Below are 15,646 nucleotides of genomic sequence, written 5' to 3'. Positions count from 1 at the left end.
GGACCTTCAGCGCCCACCCGCGACGTGCCGGACGGAAGCCTCGCCCCGGTCCTCCGCCACGGGCCGGCGCCCGAGCGCCTCCGCGTACAACTCCAGGCTGCGCGCCGCCATCACGTCATGGGCGAACTCCGCCCGCGCACGCTCCTGCGCGCCTCGCGACAGCCGCTCCCGCAGGCCCGGTTCCTCCACCAGCCGGCGCGCCGCCGCGGCCAGCGCGCGCGCATCCCCGACGGGGACGGTGAGCCCGGTGCGCTCGTGCACGCTCACCCACGCCACGCCGGAGTCCGGCACGGCGGTGTTGAGCACGGGCAGTCCGCTCGCCAGCGCCTCCACCTGCGACAGGCCATACGACTCGCTGCGCGCGTTGCTCGGGAACCACAGCGCCGTCGCGGCCCGGTACGCGCCCGCGAGCGCCTCCGGCGACAGATACCCCGCCCACGTCACCCGGTCCTCGATGCCCAGCGCCTTGGCCCGCGCGCGTCCCTCCGCGGCCAGCGGCCCCTCGCCCACCACCACCAATCGCCCCGGCGCGTGCACCAGCGCCTCCAGCGCCGTGAACAGCCCCTTGTAGTAGACGAGCCGGCCCACCATCAGCCACAGCGGCCCGCCCGCCGCCTCCGCCGTCCACCGCGCCTGGGCCTCGCGCGCTTCCACGGAAGGATGCAGGTACGGCTCCAGCTCGATGCCCAGCGGCAGGATGCGGACCTTCGACTTGAAGGTGGACAGCAGCGACGAGCCGCGCACGTACGCCTCGCTCGTGGCCAACAGCCGCGCCGCGCGCGAATACAGCATCCACTCGAAGGGGCGGAACAGCGCGCCCGCGACCTTCTGCCGGATGACGTCGCTCTGGTGCGTCACCACCACCGCGGGCAGGCGAGGCACCGCGTCCAGCGCGAGCACCATGCTCGGGTTGGGCACGTGCAGGTGCACCACGTCCACGCCCCGCGCCAGCGCCCGCTGGAGCACGAACGGCAGCGACGGCATCACGTCCATGCGCGCCACGGACGCGAGCCGCCCCAGGCGCACCACGCGCACCGGGCCATCCCAGTCCTCGCGCGTGGGGCTGCGCCCGTGGAACTCGTGGCTCGTGCCGGTGCCGTCCACCGAGTGGTTCGCGCACAGCACCTCCACCTGCGCGCCCAGCGCCGCCTGCGCCAGCGCCAGCGTGCGCACGTGCGCCTCCATGCCGCCGGAGGCCGGAGGGTAGAACTTCCCCAGGTGCAGCACCCGCAGGCCCGCGCCCTTCACGACGGCGCCACCCCGCCCTTGGGCTCGTCCTGCGTGGGGCCATAGCCCTGGTAGCCCAGGTACGTGTCGCCGTAGCGCGGCTGCCGCAGGTCCACGTCGTTGAGGATGGCGCCGAACATCCGCGCCTGCACGTCCGCCAGCGAGCGCAGCGCGCGCTTCGCCGCGCCCCGGTCCGTGCGCCCCGCCTTGAGCACCATCACCACGCCGTCCGCCTGCGTGGCCAGCACCGCCGCGTCCACGACGGCATTGAGCGGCGGGCTGTCCAGGATGATCCGGTCGAACTTCTCCCCCGCCGCGCGCAGCAACTCCCTGAAGGCGCGCGTGTGCAGGAGCTCCGCGGGATTCGGCGGCAGCGGGCCGCACGGCAGCACGAAGAGGTTGGGCACCTCCGTGCTCTTCACCGCCTTGTCCAGCGAGCCCTCGCCCACCACCAGCGAGCTGATGCCCAGGTCATTGGGCACGCCGAACGCGCGGTGCAGCCGGGGCCTGCGCATGTCCGTGTCCAGGAGCAGCACGCGGTTGCCGCTCTGGGCCATGGCCACGCCCAGGTTGATGCACGTGGTGGACTTGCCCTCCTGGGGGCCGCTGGACGTCACCACCAGCGTCTTGCACGGGTGGTCCGGCGACATGAACAGCAGGTTCGTGCGCACCGCGCGGCAGCACTCCGCCACCGCCGAGCGCGGCGCGCGGTGCACGTACAGGTCCCGGTCGCCCGGAGACTTCGTCGCCTCCATGCGCGGCACCACGCCCAGGAACGCCAGGCCCAGCACGTCCTCCACGTCCGCCTGCGACGTGACGCTGTTCTCCAGCATCTCCAGGAACAGCGCCACGCCCAGCCCCAGGAGCAGGCCCATCACCCAGCCCACCATCAGGTTGCGGCGCGTGTGCGGCCGCACCGGCACCATCACCGGCTGCGCGGCGTCCAGCACGCGCACGTTGCTCGTGCGCAAGAGCCCCGACAGCTCGATGTCCTTCAGCCGCTTGAGCACCAGCTCGTACAGGCGCTGCGTGTTGTCCGACTCGCGCTGGAGCCGGCCGTACTCGATGGCCTTCTTGTTCACCTGGAAGGCCTCCGCCTTGGCCTCGTCCAGGAGCTTGTTGAGGTTCTTCTCCTCGCCCTGCGCCTCCGCCAGCTGCGTCTCCGCCGAGCGCACCACGTTGGTCAGGCTCTTGAGCAGGTCCGCGCGCACGACCTCCAGCTTGCGGTTGCATTCCAGGAGCTTCGGGTGCTCCGGCAGGTAGCGCTCGCTCAGCTCCGCGCACGCGGCCTTCTGCTCGCCGTAGCGCGACTTCAGGTCCTGGATGGGGCCGTCCTTCGCTCCGGGCACGGCCTCCGCCCACGTCTCGTCGTTGCCGGCGTCCTTGCGCAGCCGGTGGATGGCGTCCACGCGCGCCTGCTGCGCCGCGATGCGCGTGCGCACCTCGGTGAGCTTCAGGTTGTACGAGTTGATCCGCTCGCTGACGATGGACAGCCGCGACTCCAGCGACGTGGACAGCATGTCCGCGTCCTTCTTCAAGTCGTAGACGGCCATCTCTCCCGCCTTGGACTGGCGGCCCAGCTCGTCCAGGCGCCCCTCCAGCCACGTGCGCGCCTCCTCCGTGGTGCGCAGCTTGAGCGCCAGGTTCTCCGCCATGTACGCGGCGGCCACCTCGTTGGAGAGCAGCGCCGCGCGCGCCGGGTCCGTGTCCTCCACCCCGATGTTCATCACCCGCGAGTCCTTGCCGGGCACCACCAGGATGCGCGAGCGCAGAAGCCCCACCGCGTCCGCCTCCTCCAGCGCCTTCGCGCGCTCCGCCGGGTCCTGGTTCGCGGGCAGCCCCAGGAAGGCCGCGTCCTTCGCGAGCCCCAGCCGGTCCACCACGCGGCTGGCCACCGCGCGCGAGGTGATGATCTCGCTCTGCGTGGCGTAGTACTCCTTGTTGAACCAGTAGTTGCTGCGCTCCTCCCCCATCACCTCCTTCACCTCGCCGTCCAGGATGCGGGGCGCGGTGACGTCGATGATGAGCGAGGTGCTGGCCGAGTAGATGCGCGGCTGCCGCAGCGTCCACGCCGCCGTGAGCGCGGTGACCCCCAACGCCACCCCGAGCATCACCCACCGCCGGCGCCAGACGCCCCGCAGTCGGTGCATCATGCTCGCGGACGTCGCACCGGGAGCCCCACCGGCCGGGTCCAACACCGTTCCTTCCACGTCGCGTCTCTCCGGAAGTGGCTGCCGCGGGCGGTCTCCACCGGCCCGAATGTCTCCGGACCCGACCTGCACCCACATCGCGCTGGGGGAAACAACGTCCGGAGCGTGCAACGGGAGGGGCGGGTTGTCCATCCAACGGACGCCGCCTGGATGCCCCCCTTCCATCCGTTCCGGGCCGGTCCGTGAACGCGCACCCCGGAAGAGCCTGTGGTAGTGAGCGGCGCCATGGTTCCAGCTCTTTCCGTCGTCCTGCCCTTCAGCCCCGCCACCGCCGACGCCGCCGCCCGGTTCGCCAATGCGCTGTCCGGTCAGGCCCAGGTGGTGCTCGCGGGCGAAGGCTCCGTGGACGTCGCGCCCGGACCCAATATCCACATCCTCGCCGCCCAGGGCGGCAAGGGAGCGGCCATCCGCGCCGCGCTGCCCCACGTCACCGGCACCCACACGGTGCTCCAGGATCCGGACGCCGCCTACTCGCCGGACACCTACGACGCCCTGGTGCAGCCCCTGCGCGACGACACCGCGGACGGCGTCTTCGGCCGGCGCCCCGGCATGTCGCCGGAGATGGTGGCCGAGCGCGCGCTGGGGGGCATCACCCGCTTCGTCACCGACGTGCCCCTGGCGGATCCGCTCACCGGCCTGCGCGCCTTCCGCACGGACGCGCTGCGCTCCATCCAGCTCACCAGCGACGACGACTCGGTGGACGCGGAGCTGGTGGTGAAGATGGCCGCGCAGCTCTTCCGCCTCACGGAGGTGACGCTGCCGCCGCTGCAGGCCGTGCCGCGCCGCCCGGCCTCCGCTCACCTGGCCCGCCTGCGCACGCTGGTGCGCTACGCCACCGTGCGCGATGACGCGGACAACCAGCACGAGGGCTACTCCACCCTGGAGCGCATGGACGGCGCCATCCACTACAACCAGTGGCTGGGCCGCCGCTTCCGCGAGCACATGGGCCGCCGCGTGCTGGAGATCGGCGCCGGCATCGGCACCATCACCCGCGAGCTGGAGGGCGGCGCGGAGCACCTGGTGGCGCTGGAGGTGGAGCGCTTCTACGTGGACCGCCTGAAGAACATGTTCCGCGGCAAGCCCCACGTGCGCCCCTACCTTTCCGACGTGGCGCTGGCGGACTGGGAGTCGCTGAAGGCGGAGAACCTGGACACCATCGTGCTGTCCAACGTGCTGGAGCACATCCCGGACGACGCGTCCGCGGTGCGCCGCTTCCGCCAGATCCTGCAGCCGGACGGCCGCGTGCTCATCCTCGTGCCGGCGCTGCCGCAGCTGTTCGGCGCCATCGACGAGGCGGTGGGCCACTACCGCCGCTACACGCCGGAGTCCCTGCGCGCGGTGCTGGAGGAGAACGGCTTCCGCGTGGACACGCTGGAGTGGATGAACCTGGTCGGCCTGCCGGGCTGGTTCGTCAACAGCCGCATCCTGCGCCGCCGCGCGGTGCCCAAGCTCCAGCTCAAGCTCTACGACACGCTGGCGCCCCTGTTCGCCCAGGCCGAGCGCCAGGTGAAGCTGCCCGTGGGCATGAGCCTGTTCGCCGTCGGCCGCGCCGTCTGACGCCCGCGTGAGCGCCGCGCCCGACTCTCCCCCGCCGCCCGTCGAAGCGGCCCCGGCGTCACCCGGCGTGGCGCCCCTGCCCCGCGCCACCGGCCTGCCGAAGGCGCTGTGGGCCGCGATGGTGGCGCTCTACGTGCTCCTCTTCCCGTACCACCCGGGCCTGCGCTCGCCCAACGAGCTGTGCCGCCTGTGGCAGACGCGCGCCCTGGTGGAGGACGGGACGCTGGAGATCAACCGCGCCCTGCGCGACTACGGCCCGGTGGGTGACCTGTCGGTGATGGACGGGCGCTACTACCCGTCCAAGGCGCCACTTTTGTCCTTCGCCGCGGTGCCCGTGTACGCGGCCCTGCGGGCCGTGGGCGGCGGCCACCGCTACGCCGTGCCGGAGGTGCCGCTCGTCTTCTTCAGCCGCCTCTTCCTCACGGTGCTGCCCACGCTGGGGCTCCTGTGGCTGGTGCGCCGGTTCCTCTCCGCGTTCCTGTCGCCCGTCGTCGCGGACGGCGTCACCGTGACGTACGCGCTGGGCTCGCTCGCGTTCAGCTACTCGCTGCTCTTCATGAGCCACCAGACGACGGCGGTGCTGCTCTTCGCGGGCTTCTACGCGCTCTGGCGCCTGTCGCGGGGCGAGTGGCGCGAGCGAGGCTACGTCGTGGCCGGAGCGTGCGCGGGCGCCACCGTCGCCGCCGAGTACACCGGCGCGCTGGGCGTGCTGGGCCTCATCCTCTACGCCGTCCTCACCGTGCTGGGCACCCCGGAGCCCTGGGCCGCAAGGCTCAAGAAGCTGGGCCGGGCCACGGGGCTCGCCGTGCTGGGCGCGCTGCCCTTCATCGTGGCGCTGGGGCTCTACCACCAGGCCACCTTCGGGCACCCGCTGGAGACGGGCTACAAGCACCTCAACGACGCGGCCTACCAGCCGTGGCACCTGGGCGGCTTCCTGGGCATCCGCACGCCGGATCCGCGCGCCTTCACGCTGTCGTTCTTCTCCCCGCTGCGGGGCCTCTTCACCCTGTCGCCGTTCCTCTTGCTCGCGCTGCCCGGGCTGGTGCTGCTCAAGCGCCTGGGCCGCACGTCCCCGGAAGGACGCGCCCTCTTCTGGATGTCCGCGGCGACGCTCGCCGGCTACACGTACTTCACCTCGTCGTTCACCTACGACTCGTGGGGCTGGACGACGGGGCCGCGGCACCTCACGGGGCTGGTGCCCTTCCTGCTCCTGCCCGCGGGCCTGGTGCTGGAGCGGCTGCGCGGCGCGGGCCGGCCGGTGCTGTCCGGCATCGCGGCCATGCTGTGCGCGGCGTCCGTGGTCGTCACCGGCCTGGCCACGTTCGTCAACTACATCCCCGACGACGTCTCCACCCCCGTGCTCGCGCTGGCCCGGCCGCTCCTCGTGGATGGCTACCTCCCGCCCAACCTCCTCGCCTTCGCAGGGCTGCCCACGGCGCTGGCGGGCGCGGTGTTGTTCGCGGCGCTCATCGCCGTGGCGGCCTGCGTCTTTGTCGCGCTGGGCCGCGACGCGGATGGACGCGCGCTGGCGCCCGCGGCCTGGGTGGCGGGGCTCACCACGCTGGCGGTGCTCGCGAGCGCGCAGGCGCTGTTCACCCGCAACGACCGGGCGGACCAGAACGCGGTGCGCTTCCTGGAGTCCGTCTGGCTCCAGCCCCCCGGCCGCCCCACCGTGGCCTTCTGGCCCCGGGCGGGGTCCTGAGGGCGTGGCTATACTGGCGTCCCCCTCCCCTGGAGACCGTGCATGACCTCGCGGTGGTTCCTGCTGTCCACCCTCCTGCTGTGTGCCCCCGCCGTCACCCACGCCGAGGACGCCGCGGCCCTCTGGGACAAGAGCTGCAAGAACTGCCATGGCCCGGACGGCCGCGCCCAGACGCGCATGGGCCAGAAGGAGTCCATCCCCGACATGAGCCGGGCCACCTGGCAGAAGGCGGAGTCGGACGCGGAGCTGCGCAAGGTCATCGCCCATGGCTCGCCCCACAACCCCAAGATGAAGGCCTACAAGGACCGGCTCACCGCGGAGCAGATCGACGCCCTGGTGGGATACATCCGCACCTTCAAGGCGAAGGAATAGCGCCTGTGAATAACCCTCCGCGTCCAGGCGTCGTGGGGATTGGGAGAATTGGAGCCGCCATGAAGACCCTCACCGTCGCCATCGTGTTCTGCCTGTCGCTGGTCAGCCTCTTCACCTCGGTGCGCGCCGACGCCAATGCCTTCCCCCGCCTGGAGCCGGGCATCTCCCAGCCGGTGGCGCTGATGCCCAAGGGTGGCGACGGCAAGGGTGGCGGCAAGGGCGGAAAGGGCGGCAGCGACGGCGGCAAGGGCGGCGGCGAGGAGGACGAAGAGGAGTACCGCCAGCAGACCCGCGCCATCTCCCAGAGGGCCGCGCTGGAGCTGGTGGACCCCGGCGTCCTGGACGACATGATCCGCCTGCGCGCCGCCATCCGCGCCGGCCAGCGCTGAGAGCCGCGAGCCCGCCTCGCAAGAATGAGGGGGCTCGCAAAGTTTGCGCAGCCGGTTGACGTCAGACGGCACCCCCCCGGATGAGGGACATCCCTTATTCCGGCGGGTTGAGCCTCCGACCTCCAGGCACGAAGATTGCTAAATCGGGCTTCCCAAGACGTGCCTCCCCCCAGAGGCACGTGAAGGAGCCCCCGATGGTGCGTCGCCCAACCCCCCGCCGTCAGTCCCGTGGCTTCACGCTCCTGCTCGCGCTGGGCGCGGTCATGGTCGTGACGATGGCGGTGATGCTCAGCTACAGCGTGGTGGGCCGCGAGGCCGACACCCAGGCGGACACCCGCCGCCAGAAGCAGGCGTTCTTCGCCGCCGAGGCGGGGCTGGCCGAAGGCCGTGAGGCAGTGCGCCTGCTGATGGCGAAGAACAGTGGCCAGGCCCAGCTGGCGTTGCCCGCCGCACTGGGTGGGGCCACTCCGGTCAACGACATCCCCGGGCTCGCCGGCGCCAATCCCCCCTGGTTCGAGCTGCTGCCCGGAGCGGGGGCTGGCAAATGGAACTACTACACCGTGCTCAAGTCGGGCCTGGCTCCCACGGAAATCCCCGACGGCGTCGACTTCCCGGAGCAGAACAACGTGCGCTACCGCGTCTTCGTCCGGGATGACGTGGATGACGACTCGAACACCGTGGATGTCAACGACCAGCTGTGGATCCTCGCCGTGGGCGAGGTGACCACCCCGAACGGCCGCCCGACGCGCTCCATGGTCCAGGCCCTGGTGACCAACGCGGATGGCGACTCCCAGTTCATGCCCGGCTGCGGCCAGTCCCGCTGCGGCTCGACCAAAGATTCAAGCTCCAACTCGGACGAGAAGCCGGTCGAGAATCGCTCCACGACCGAGATCTCCCAATACCCCTGACCTCGCATTCCCTACGAGCCCCCATGCAACGCCTGACGCTCATGCTGCTCCTGATCCCGGCGCTCGCCAGCGCCCAGGAACGAGGCGAAGTGGCCTTCAACAAGGCCTGCGCGCAATGTCACCAGGCCCGGACCCCGACGGAGAAGCCGAGGAGCATGCTCGGCATCCGCCCGCCGGTGGGCCCCTATATGGACCAGGTGCTGCGCAAGAAGAGCCTGGCGGAGGTCCGCACCTGGGTGGAGTCTCCCCACCGACTCAACCCCAAGACGGACTGCGACACGCGCCTGCTGAGGCCTGATGAGCTGGATGCTCTCACCAGCTACCTGGCCACCGTCGTGGTCGAGCCTCCGCAGGAGACGCGCCGGATGCGGCTGCGCCGGCAGATGGAGGAGCAGGCCGCGGCGCTCCAGAAGGCGGATGTTGAAGCGAAGGCGAACTCCCAGCCGAAGAACCAGGGGAAGAAGTGATGCGCACGTTCTTTCAACGAACCCTCACGGCGCTGGTGCTGACGGTCGCGACCCCCTCGCTGACCACCGCGCAGCAGCTCTGCCAGGACGACCTGTCCAACGACAAGCAGGGCGACTTCAAGCTGGGCCCAGACGGTCTCACCGTCGCCAACAACACCATCATCCTGCGCCCCGACGGCCGGCTCCAGCTCAACACCAACCTCAAGAAGCTGGACTCGGAGAACATCTCCTTCCCGTTCGACCAGACGGTCACCATCGACTACGTGTACGAGTCCGCCGGTGCGTCGCACTCGCTGGGCTACATGTACATGGATGACGTGGTGGCGCGCGGCTACGCGGATCCCGTCACCCACGAGCTGGTCGACAAGAACAACAACGGCATCCTCGACCTGCACGAAGCCATCTACAACATGACGCCGGACGACGACACCGTCCTGCCCATCAAGTACGTGGGCCAGTCACGGCGTTGCAACGTCACCTTCACGTCCGGGGGCAAGAAGTACAACGAGCCCGAGCTGGCGATGCGCAACACCTGCGCCAAGACCTTCGCTCATAAGAAGGACGTGACGGACGCGCGTCCAGGCCGCGCGGACTCCAGCGCCTACAACATCGAAAACGACTGGGTCGGCGTCAACGAGGTCGACACCGGCACGGGCGATCGCGGCCTGTTCAACTACATCCCCAACCTGCTGGAGCCGGCCGCTCCGGAGAACAACAACCTGGGCCTCGGCCGCATGGTGTTCCTGCTGGTGGATGACGACAGCGACAAGACCGTCCACCGAAACCTCGCCCCCGTCGCGGACGTCAGCGACACCTACGACGGTGTGCCGGACTACAACGTCTCCCAGTACGACTTCCGCGGCATCAAGCTCCCCCCGCCCCCGGTCGGTGATCCCGAGTACACCAACTACAACCAGATCAACACCGGCGACCGCCGTGTGAACCTGGGGCTCGTCCAGGGCGGCAAGGAGATCGTCTTCTTCGCCGTCGTCTACTACGACGCCCGCCACAACACGGACAACGACACGGTCGCTCCGTGCCTCAAGCGCCAGCCCTACACGGGCAACGCCGCCGAGGACGGCAAGTGCCTGCTGCACCTGCAGACATCCGTCTCCGTGTTCTTCTCCAAGGCCACCTGGAACATGGACCAGAACTTCAAGGCGCCCGCGGACAACAAGGTGGCGGAGCGCAACATCGGCTGCAGCTACAACGAGAGCTGCAGCTCGCCTACGTCCGCCTCGGCCTGCACCATCGCGGGCACCTCCCAGAAGGCCTGCGGCTGGCTGGAGCAGGACACGCTCAACCGCCTGGACACGGTCGCCTACAAGAACCTGAAGATGCCGAAGGAGCGCGTGACCATCATGCGCCCTGGCACGGAGCCCGGCAACCTGAAGCCCGCCATCGACCGGATGAACTTCATGCCCCACGTCATCGTGGGCGCGCCGACCACGGACCCCTTCCGGTGGATCCTCGGCTTCGAGGACCTCAACGGCGGCGGTGACCGCGACTTCAACGACATCGTGTTCATGATCAACAAGGAGAACGGCGGTGGCGCCAAGTCCACCACCATCACCTCGGACGTCATGAGCGACACGGGCGACAAGCTGGGCCCTGACTTCACCATCACCAAGGTCCGCTTCCGCCGCCAGGACGACGTCGCCCCGTACGCGACCCCGGGCAACCCGCCCAAGAACATCCGCCCCAACTCCGGCTGCACGAAGGCCCCCTGCTGGACGGAAGAGGTCGCGGGCGCCTGCACCGCGAGCGGTGTGAAGCCCACCATCACCTATTCCATCGCCGTGGACTGCCGCGTGCTGGGCACTGACGGCAAGTACCAGAAGAACGAAAACCCCACGTGGGTGCCGGTGCCGCTCGACAACAACAAGCAGTACCCGGACCAGGAGGTGGAGATCGACATCCTGGCGCTGGGCCTCACCGGTTCGCAGCTGTGCTGGAAGGTGGACATCAGCAGCCCCAGCGAGCTCTGCCGTCCCATCATCGACGACGTCGACATCGGCTATCAGGCGGTGCGCTCGGGCGCGTATGCGCGCTCCAGCCCCAGCACCATCGGCAACGTCGCCGTCTGGGGCGTGAACGAGACGCCGGGCCAGAACTGGGGCGTGGGCTGGAACACCCCGGGCGCCCTGCCTGCTCCGGGCAACCGCGCCTATGACGGTGGCAAGGATTACTCCATCCGTGGCCGGCTCTTCCTGCAGTCGCTCTACAACCCGGAGAACCCCAAGGCGACCGAGCCGAAGCTGCGCTGGGAGGCCGGACGTGTGATGGCGCTGTCGCTGGCCGCGTCCAATCCGCTCAACCGCAAGCTCTACACCATCAACACCTCGGGAGACCGCAAGGACGTCAAGGACAACGACGTGGCCAACACGCTGATGCCCGCCTCCCTGTGCAACACGTACAGCGAGATCGACGGTCGCTACCTCTACGACCTGAACCACGACGGCATCTGCACCGTGGCCGCGTCGACGTCGCCCTACAGCGACCGGCAGTTCCTCATTGATTGGCTGTATGGCTACGAGAACGCGAACGCGGCGATCGCCACGGACAAGTTCCGGCCCTGGCCCTTCGGCGGCATCAACATCTCCACCGTGGCGCTGGCCGTGCCCCCGTATCAGGACCCCTGGTTCCTGAACACGAAGCCCGCCGAGCGCGACCTCTTCCGTGCGAACTTCCTGGAGCCCCTGAAGACCCGGAGCACCCGGGCCTTCGTGGGTACGATGTCGGGCGTGCTCCACTCCTTCGACGCGGGCGACTTCCGCAACGACGTGACCGACCCCTGCACCCCGGGCAGCAGTCAGTACCGCGGCTACTTCGTCCCGAAGTCGTGCCCCAACAACGGCACCCCGGCCCCCCGTGAGTACGGCTCCGGCAGTGAGGCGTTCGCCTACATGCCCAACCTGTTGCTGAGCCAGTACCGCAACCAGTACGTGCGCTTCCGTGGCTCGGGCACCCTGCCCAAGCCGCAGATGGACGCGTCACCCAGCATCGCCAACATGGACTTTGGTGACCGCAACGACTGGGACGCCTCCATCAAGTACACCTGGAAGCCCGAGACCACGGCGCAGAAGAAGAAGGGCGCCAAGACGGTGCTCGTCTCCGCGACGGGCAAGGCCAGCCCGGTGGTGTTCGCGATGGACATCACGAATCCCACGGACAGCTGGTACCCGCTGCCGCTGTGGGAGTTCAGCCTGGCGGACAACGACGTGGCGTCCGCCTTCACCGCCGCCGTCGCGGCCAACGTCCCCAACGCCCCCAATCCCGTGCTGATGCCGGACAACTCGGGCTCCCGGCACTCGCCGTCCCTGGGGCGCATCTCCTGGGGCTCCTCGGACGACAAGGACCGGCGCTGGGTGGCGGTGGTGGGCACCGACTACGACCCGGGCGACCTGCGTGCGGGCGCCGTCTACCTGCTCGACATGAAGACGGGCAGGCCGCTCGAGTACGGCTCCGCCAAGTACGCGGGTGTCCTCACCTTCGAGCAGGGTTCCGGCATCGCGGCGGAGACGCCGCTGGTGGACCTGGACCAGGACGGCTCCTACGACGTCATGTACGTGCCCACCACGGCCGGCAGCGTCTGGCGCGTGAACCTCAAGGACGTGGCCACCTCCAGGAAGCTTGGCAGCCAGGTGAAGAAGTGCATGGTGGCCCACGCGGCCTCCGCGCTGAAGAACCACCCGGACGCGAGCCAGAAGGAGCTGGACCTGCAGGAGCTCTACTCCAACGTGGCCGTGAAGGTGGTCAGCACGGACGCGGGCCCGGCGGTGCGCCTCTACTTCGGTACCAGCGACAGCCCGGACAAGTACACGGACGGCTACAAGGAGCCGGACCCCGCGCACCCCACGTACCAGTACCACCTGCTGGCCTTCGAGGACCCGGATCCCACGGGCAGCAAGCCTTGCGCGGAGCTCAAGCCCCTCTGGGTGCAGAAGCTGTCTCCGGGCCAGAAGCTGTGGGGCGGCGTGGCCATGAGCGCGAACAGCATCTACGCCGCGACCGCGGTGGGCACGGCGGCGGACATCTGCAGCCTGGACGCGAACGCGCATGGCGAGGCGTATACGGCCAACCAGTTGAGCGGTGTGTTGGCCGGCGGTGGCCCGGCGGCGCTGGAAGGCCACGCCATCTCCGCGCCGGTGGTCCACGACGAGCACCTCATTGTGCTCACGGCCACGGGTAAGATGAAGGTCACGGGCGATCCGGAGAGTTGGAACAACAAGGCAGGCACGAAGGGATCTTCCCGCTCGCAGATCATGCTCTGGGAGCCGCTGCCCGACGGGAGACTGCCGCAATGAAGCAGCGCGCATCACGGGGTGTCACCCTGCTGGAAGTCATGGCCACCATGGCCGTCATGCTGCTGGGAGTCGCGGCGGCGATGACCGTGGTGAGCCAGACGACCCGCTCGAACCGCCGCACCCTGACCGCGAACCAGGCGCAGCTCATCGCGGAGCGCACGCTGGAGAACATCCTCCAGCGCGGTTGCCAGGGCTCGCCGACCTGCGACACCGTGAGGGACCAGACGTTCAACGTGTGGCAGACGGCGGATGGACTCCTGCGCGACGCGGCGCCCACGGACCCCAAGGTCGTGGCGCGCATGTACACGGTGAACGTCGACGTGGACAATCCACAGGTCCCCGGCACGATGGAGGCAGGCGGCGGCACGGGTGAGCCGTCCCTCACCCGCAACCTCGCCGCGGGCAGCACAGGCACGGTCGTGAATGTGCGCGTGTCCGTGAATTGGAACGAGCCGGGCATCCGCGCGGACCGGCAGATGGTCGTCATGCAGAGTCGGATGGCACCGTGAAACACTCTTCATTCCATGGTCGGGGCTTCACGCTCCTGGAAGTGATGATCGCCAGCGCCCTGGGGGTCATGGTGCTCACCACCGGGCTGGTGGTGGGCGCCCAGATGCAGAAGCGGGCCCTCTTCGAGGAACAGACGATGACCGCGCAGGTCACCGGGCGCGCGGTGAAGGAGATGCTGACGCTGGACATCTCCCGGGCGGGGACGGGCATGGGCAACGCGCCCATCTCCTTCTTCACCGGCGGCGTCGTCGACGAGCGCTCGGCCATCACGGTCTGGCGTCAACCGGACCTGACGACGGGCGTGGGCACGCCCTTCGGCGCGGACCCGACCTTCGCGATGCCGCCCGCGGGCTTCCCGGCTTCGGACGCCATCCAGTTCTACTGGGGTGACACGAACGGGATGATCACCCTGGCGCCGTGCGCCTCGGGGAAGGTCCGCCAGTCCAAGACCGAGTTCTGCGCCAGGCCCAACGCCTCGACGGCCATGGTCACCCCCAGCGGCCCGGCTTCCGCCGTCATGGTCAGCGGGGGCAACCGGCCGGCCTGCCCGGTCAGCATCGTCGGCATTGCGTCCAACGCGGCCGCGAACTCCATCATCACGGTCAACGGAGGGCTCGCGGAATCCCCCAAGTGCGAGGACTTCGGCACCGCCACCAGCATCTGGACGCCCAAGGACCCCTCGGACGTCGTGAACTGGCTGGCGATGCGGCTGAGTGGCGCGGCCTACCGGGTGAACTGGAAGGGTGGCATCCCCACGCTGGAGTACCGCGCGCCGGGCGCCGCGGCCTGGTCCGTGGTGAGCCGCGACGTGGAGCAGATGACCGTGCGCGAGGGCGTCGTGGACTTCGACAAGGACCTCAAGGGCGACCCCACCCGATACTACGCGCTGGAGTGGTACCCCAGCGTCGCCGGTGAAACCAACCACCGCAACCCTGGCGTGCCCCACCCAGCCATCTCCGACTGTGACGAGGCGAAGTACATCCTCAAGGCCTGCATGACGGACGACCTGGACTCCGAGGGGAAAGACCTCCCGAAGCTGACGCTGCTTCCGGCCGCGGACCGGAAGAAGGAAGTCATCAAGCGCCTGCGCCAGCGGGTGCGCGAGCTGGAGGTGACGCTGGTCATCCGCACGCGGCGCATCAACCGGGACGCGGACATGACGGGCACGGATGAGGAGGGCCTGGCGAAGGACGGCTACACGCGCCGGCGCTACACCTTCCGCGTCGCGGCGCGCAACATGACGGTGGGCCTGCAGCGGCCGGTGGACCCGGCGGGTAAACCATGAAGCACACGCGTGGCATGACGTTGTTGGAGATGATGGCCGCCCTGGCGGTGGTGGCCGTGTGCATCACCCTGGCGGTCGCGGGGATGCAGGGGAGCATTGGAGGACAGAAGGAGAACACGGCCACGCGCGAGCTGTGGTCGAGCGCGCTGCGCGCGCGCCAGCTGGCCATCAGCACGAACCAGCCGGTGCGCATCGTGGTGGAGAACAACGTCCTCCAGCCGGACGGCCAGCAGCACACCGTGGCCCGCTGGGAGCGGCTGAAGTGCGGTCCCAACGTCAATACCCCGGATGACTGGGGCACGGGCCAGTGCCCCATTGACACGTGCATGGGCAGGACGTGCCGAACCATGCCCGCGTGCTGCACCGAGACGGGGCCGGACATCATCATCCCGGCCACGATGAACGCCTCGAACATCAACAACCTGTGCTTCCTGCCGGGCTCCGGCCGGCCAGCGTTCAACAGGATGGACTGCATGCGGGGGGTGCTCAACGATCCCGTGGCCGTCACCGCGGCGGCCCCGGCGGACAGCTCCATCCAGTTCCGCTTCACCTCCAACCGCGCCAAGAGCGTGCTCATGGTGGAGCCGCTGACGGGCCTGTCCAACGTGATGGATTGCGACTCGCTGGCGGCCACCACCAGCGACGCCAGCCGCAAGGACACGCGGCTGGCGGCGGCGTGCTCGGTGCCCTGAGCAGGTGAGACCGCGCGCCC

At 69.6% G+C, this 15,646-nt stretch carries 12 protein-coding genes; 10 read left to right on the top strand and 2 right to left on the bottom strand.

From position 1 onward, the window contains the following. Positions 1 to 6 precede the first annotated feature (6 nt). On the bottom strand, positions 7 to 1,248 hold the full coding sequence (locus KYK13_RS04675; protein WP_223642295.1) for a glycosyltransferase: 1,242 nt from the start codon (positions 1,246 to 1,248) through the stop codon (positions 7 to 9). Continuing rightward, positions 1,245 to 3,437 carry a polysaccharide biosynthesis tyrosine autokinase gene (locus tag KYK13_RS04670; protein WP_223642294.1) on the bottom strand — a complete coding sequence of 731 codons (2,193 nt, stop codon included), beginning with the start codon at positions 3,435 to 3,437 and terminating at the stop codon, positions 1,245 to 1,247. The genes KYK13_RS04675 and KYK13_RS04670 overlap by 4 nt, the downstream gene beginning before the upstream one ends. Positions 3,438 to 3,662: 225 nt before the next feature. Here KYK13_RS04670 and KYK13_RS04665 point away from each other — a divergent pair, with 225 nt between their 5' ends. From KYK13_RS04665 to KYK13_RS04620, 10 genes are all read left to right on the top strand, one after another. Further along, a complete protein-coding gene (locus tag KYK13_RS04665) occupies positions 3,663 to 4,994 on the top strand; it encodes a bifunctional glycosyltransferase/class I SAM-dependent methyltransferase (RefSeq protein WP_223642292.1) in 1,332 nt (443 codons plus the stop codon). A 118-nt stretch (positions 4,995 to 5,112) separates the two neighbouring features. Then, positions 5,113 to 6,696 (top strand): hypothetical protein, encoded by a 1,584-nt coding sequence (locus KYK13_RS04660; protein WP_223646523.1) that lies wholly within the window; start codon positions 5,113 to 5,115, stop codon positions 6,694 to 6,696. Positions 6,697 to 6,738: 42 nt separating this feature from the next. Next, a complete protein-coding gene (locus KYK13_RS04655) occupies positions 6,739 to 7,068 on the top strand; it encodes a cytochrome c (protein WP_223642290.1) in 330 nt (109 codons plus the stop codon). Between the two features lie 59 nt (positions 7,069 to 7,127). Then, positions 7,128 to 7,457, top strand: coding sequence for a hypothetical protein (locus KYK13_RS04650; RefSeq protein WP_223642289.1), 330 nt, complete (start codon positions 7,128 to 7,130; stop codon positions 7,455 to 7,457). Between the two features lie 194 nt (positions 7,458 to 7,651). Next, positions 7,652 to 8,365, top strand: coding sequence for a hypothetical protein (locus KYK13_RS04645; RefSeq protein WP_223642288.1), 714 nt, complete (start codon positions 7,652 to 7,654; stop codon positions 8,363 to 8,365). A gap of 23 nt (positions 8,366 to 8,388) precedes the next feature. Beyond that, positions 8,389 to 8,832 carry a c-type cytochrome gene (locus tag KYK13_RS04640; protein ID WP_223642287.1) on the top strand — a complete coding sequence of 148 codons (444 nt, stop codon included), beginning with the start codon at positions 8,389 to 8,391 and terminating at the stop codon, positions 8,830 to 8,832. Beyond that, entirely contained in the window at positions 8,832 to 13,139 is a 4,308-nt protein-coding gene (locus KYK13_RS04635) for a DUF4114 domain-containing protein (protein ID WP_223642286.1), read from the top strand. The genes KYK13_RS04640 and KYK13_RS04635 overlap by 1 nt, the downstream gene beginning before the upstream one ends. After that, the gene (locus tag KYK13_RS04630) at positions 13,136 to 13,648 is read left to right on the top strand and encodes a type II secretion system protein (protein ID WP_223642285.1); all 513 of its coding nucleotides are present in this window, start codon (positions 13,136 to 13,138) and stop codon (positions 13,646 to 13,648) included. Before KYK13_RS04635 ends, KYK13_RS04630 begins: the two co-directional genes overlap by 4 nt. After that, on the top strand, positions 13,645 to 14,934 hold the full coding sequence (locus KYK13_RS04625) for a PilW family protein (RefSeq protein WP_223642284.1): 1,290 nt from the start codon (positions 13,645 to 13,647) through the stop codon (positions 14,932 to 14,934). The genes KYK13_RS04630 and KYK13_RS04625 overlap by 4 nt, the downstream gene beginning before the upstream one ends. Continuing rightward, on the top strand, positions 14,931 to 15,626 hold the full coding sequence (locus KYK13_RS04620) for a Tfp pilus assembly protein FimT/FimU (RefSeq protein ID WP_223642283.1): 696 nt from the start codon (positions 14,931 to 14,933) through the stop codon (positions 15,624 to 15,626). Before KYK13_RS04625 ends, KYK13_RS04620 begins: the two co-directional genes overlap by 4 nt. The last annotated feature ends 20 nt before the right edge of the window (positions 15,627 to 15,646 follow it).

It is taken from the genome of Corallococcus sp. EGB (assembly GCF_019968905.1).
GTDB lineage: Bacteria > Myxococcota > Myxococcia > Myxococcales > Myxococcaceae > Corallococcus.
Note: the sequence above shows the minus strand (reverse complement) of the source record. Positions and strands in the feature narration are given on the sequence as shown.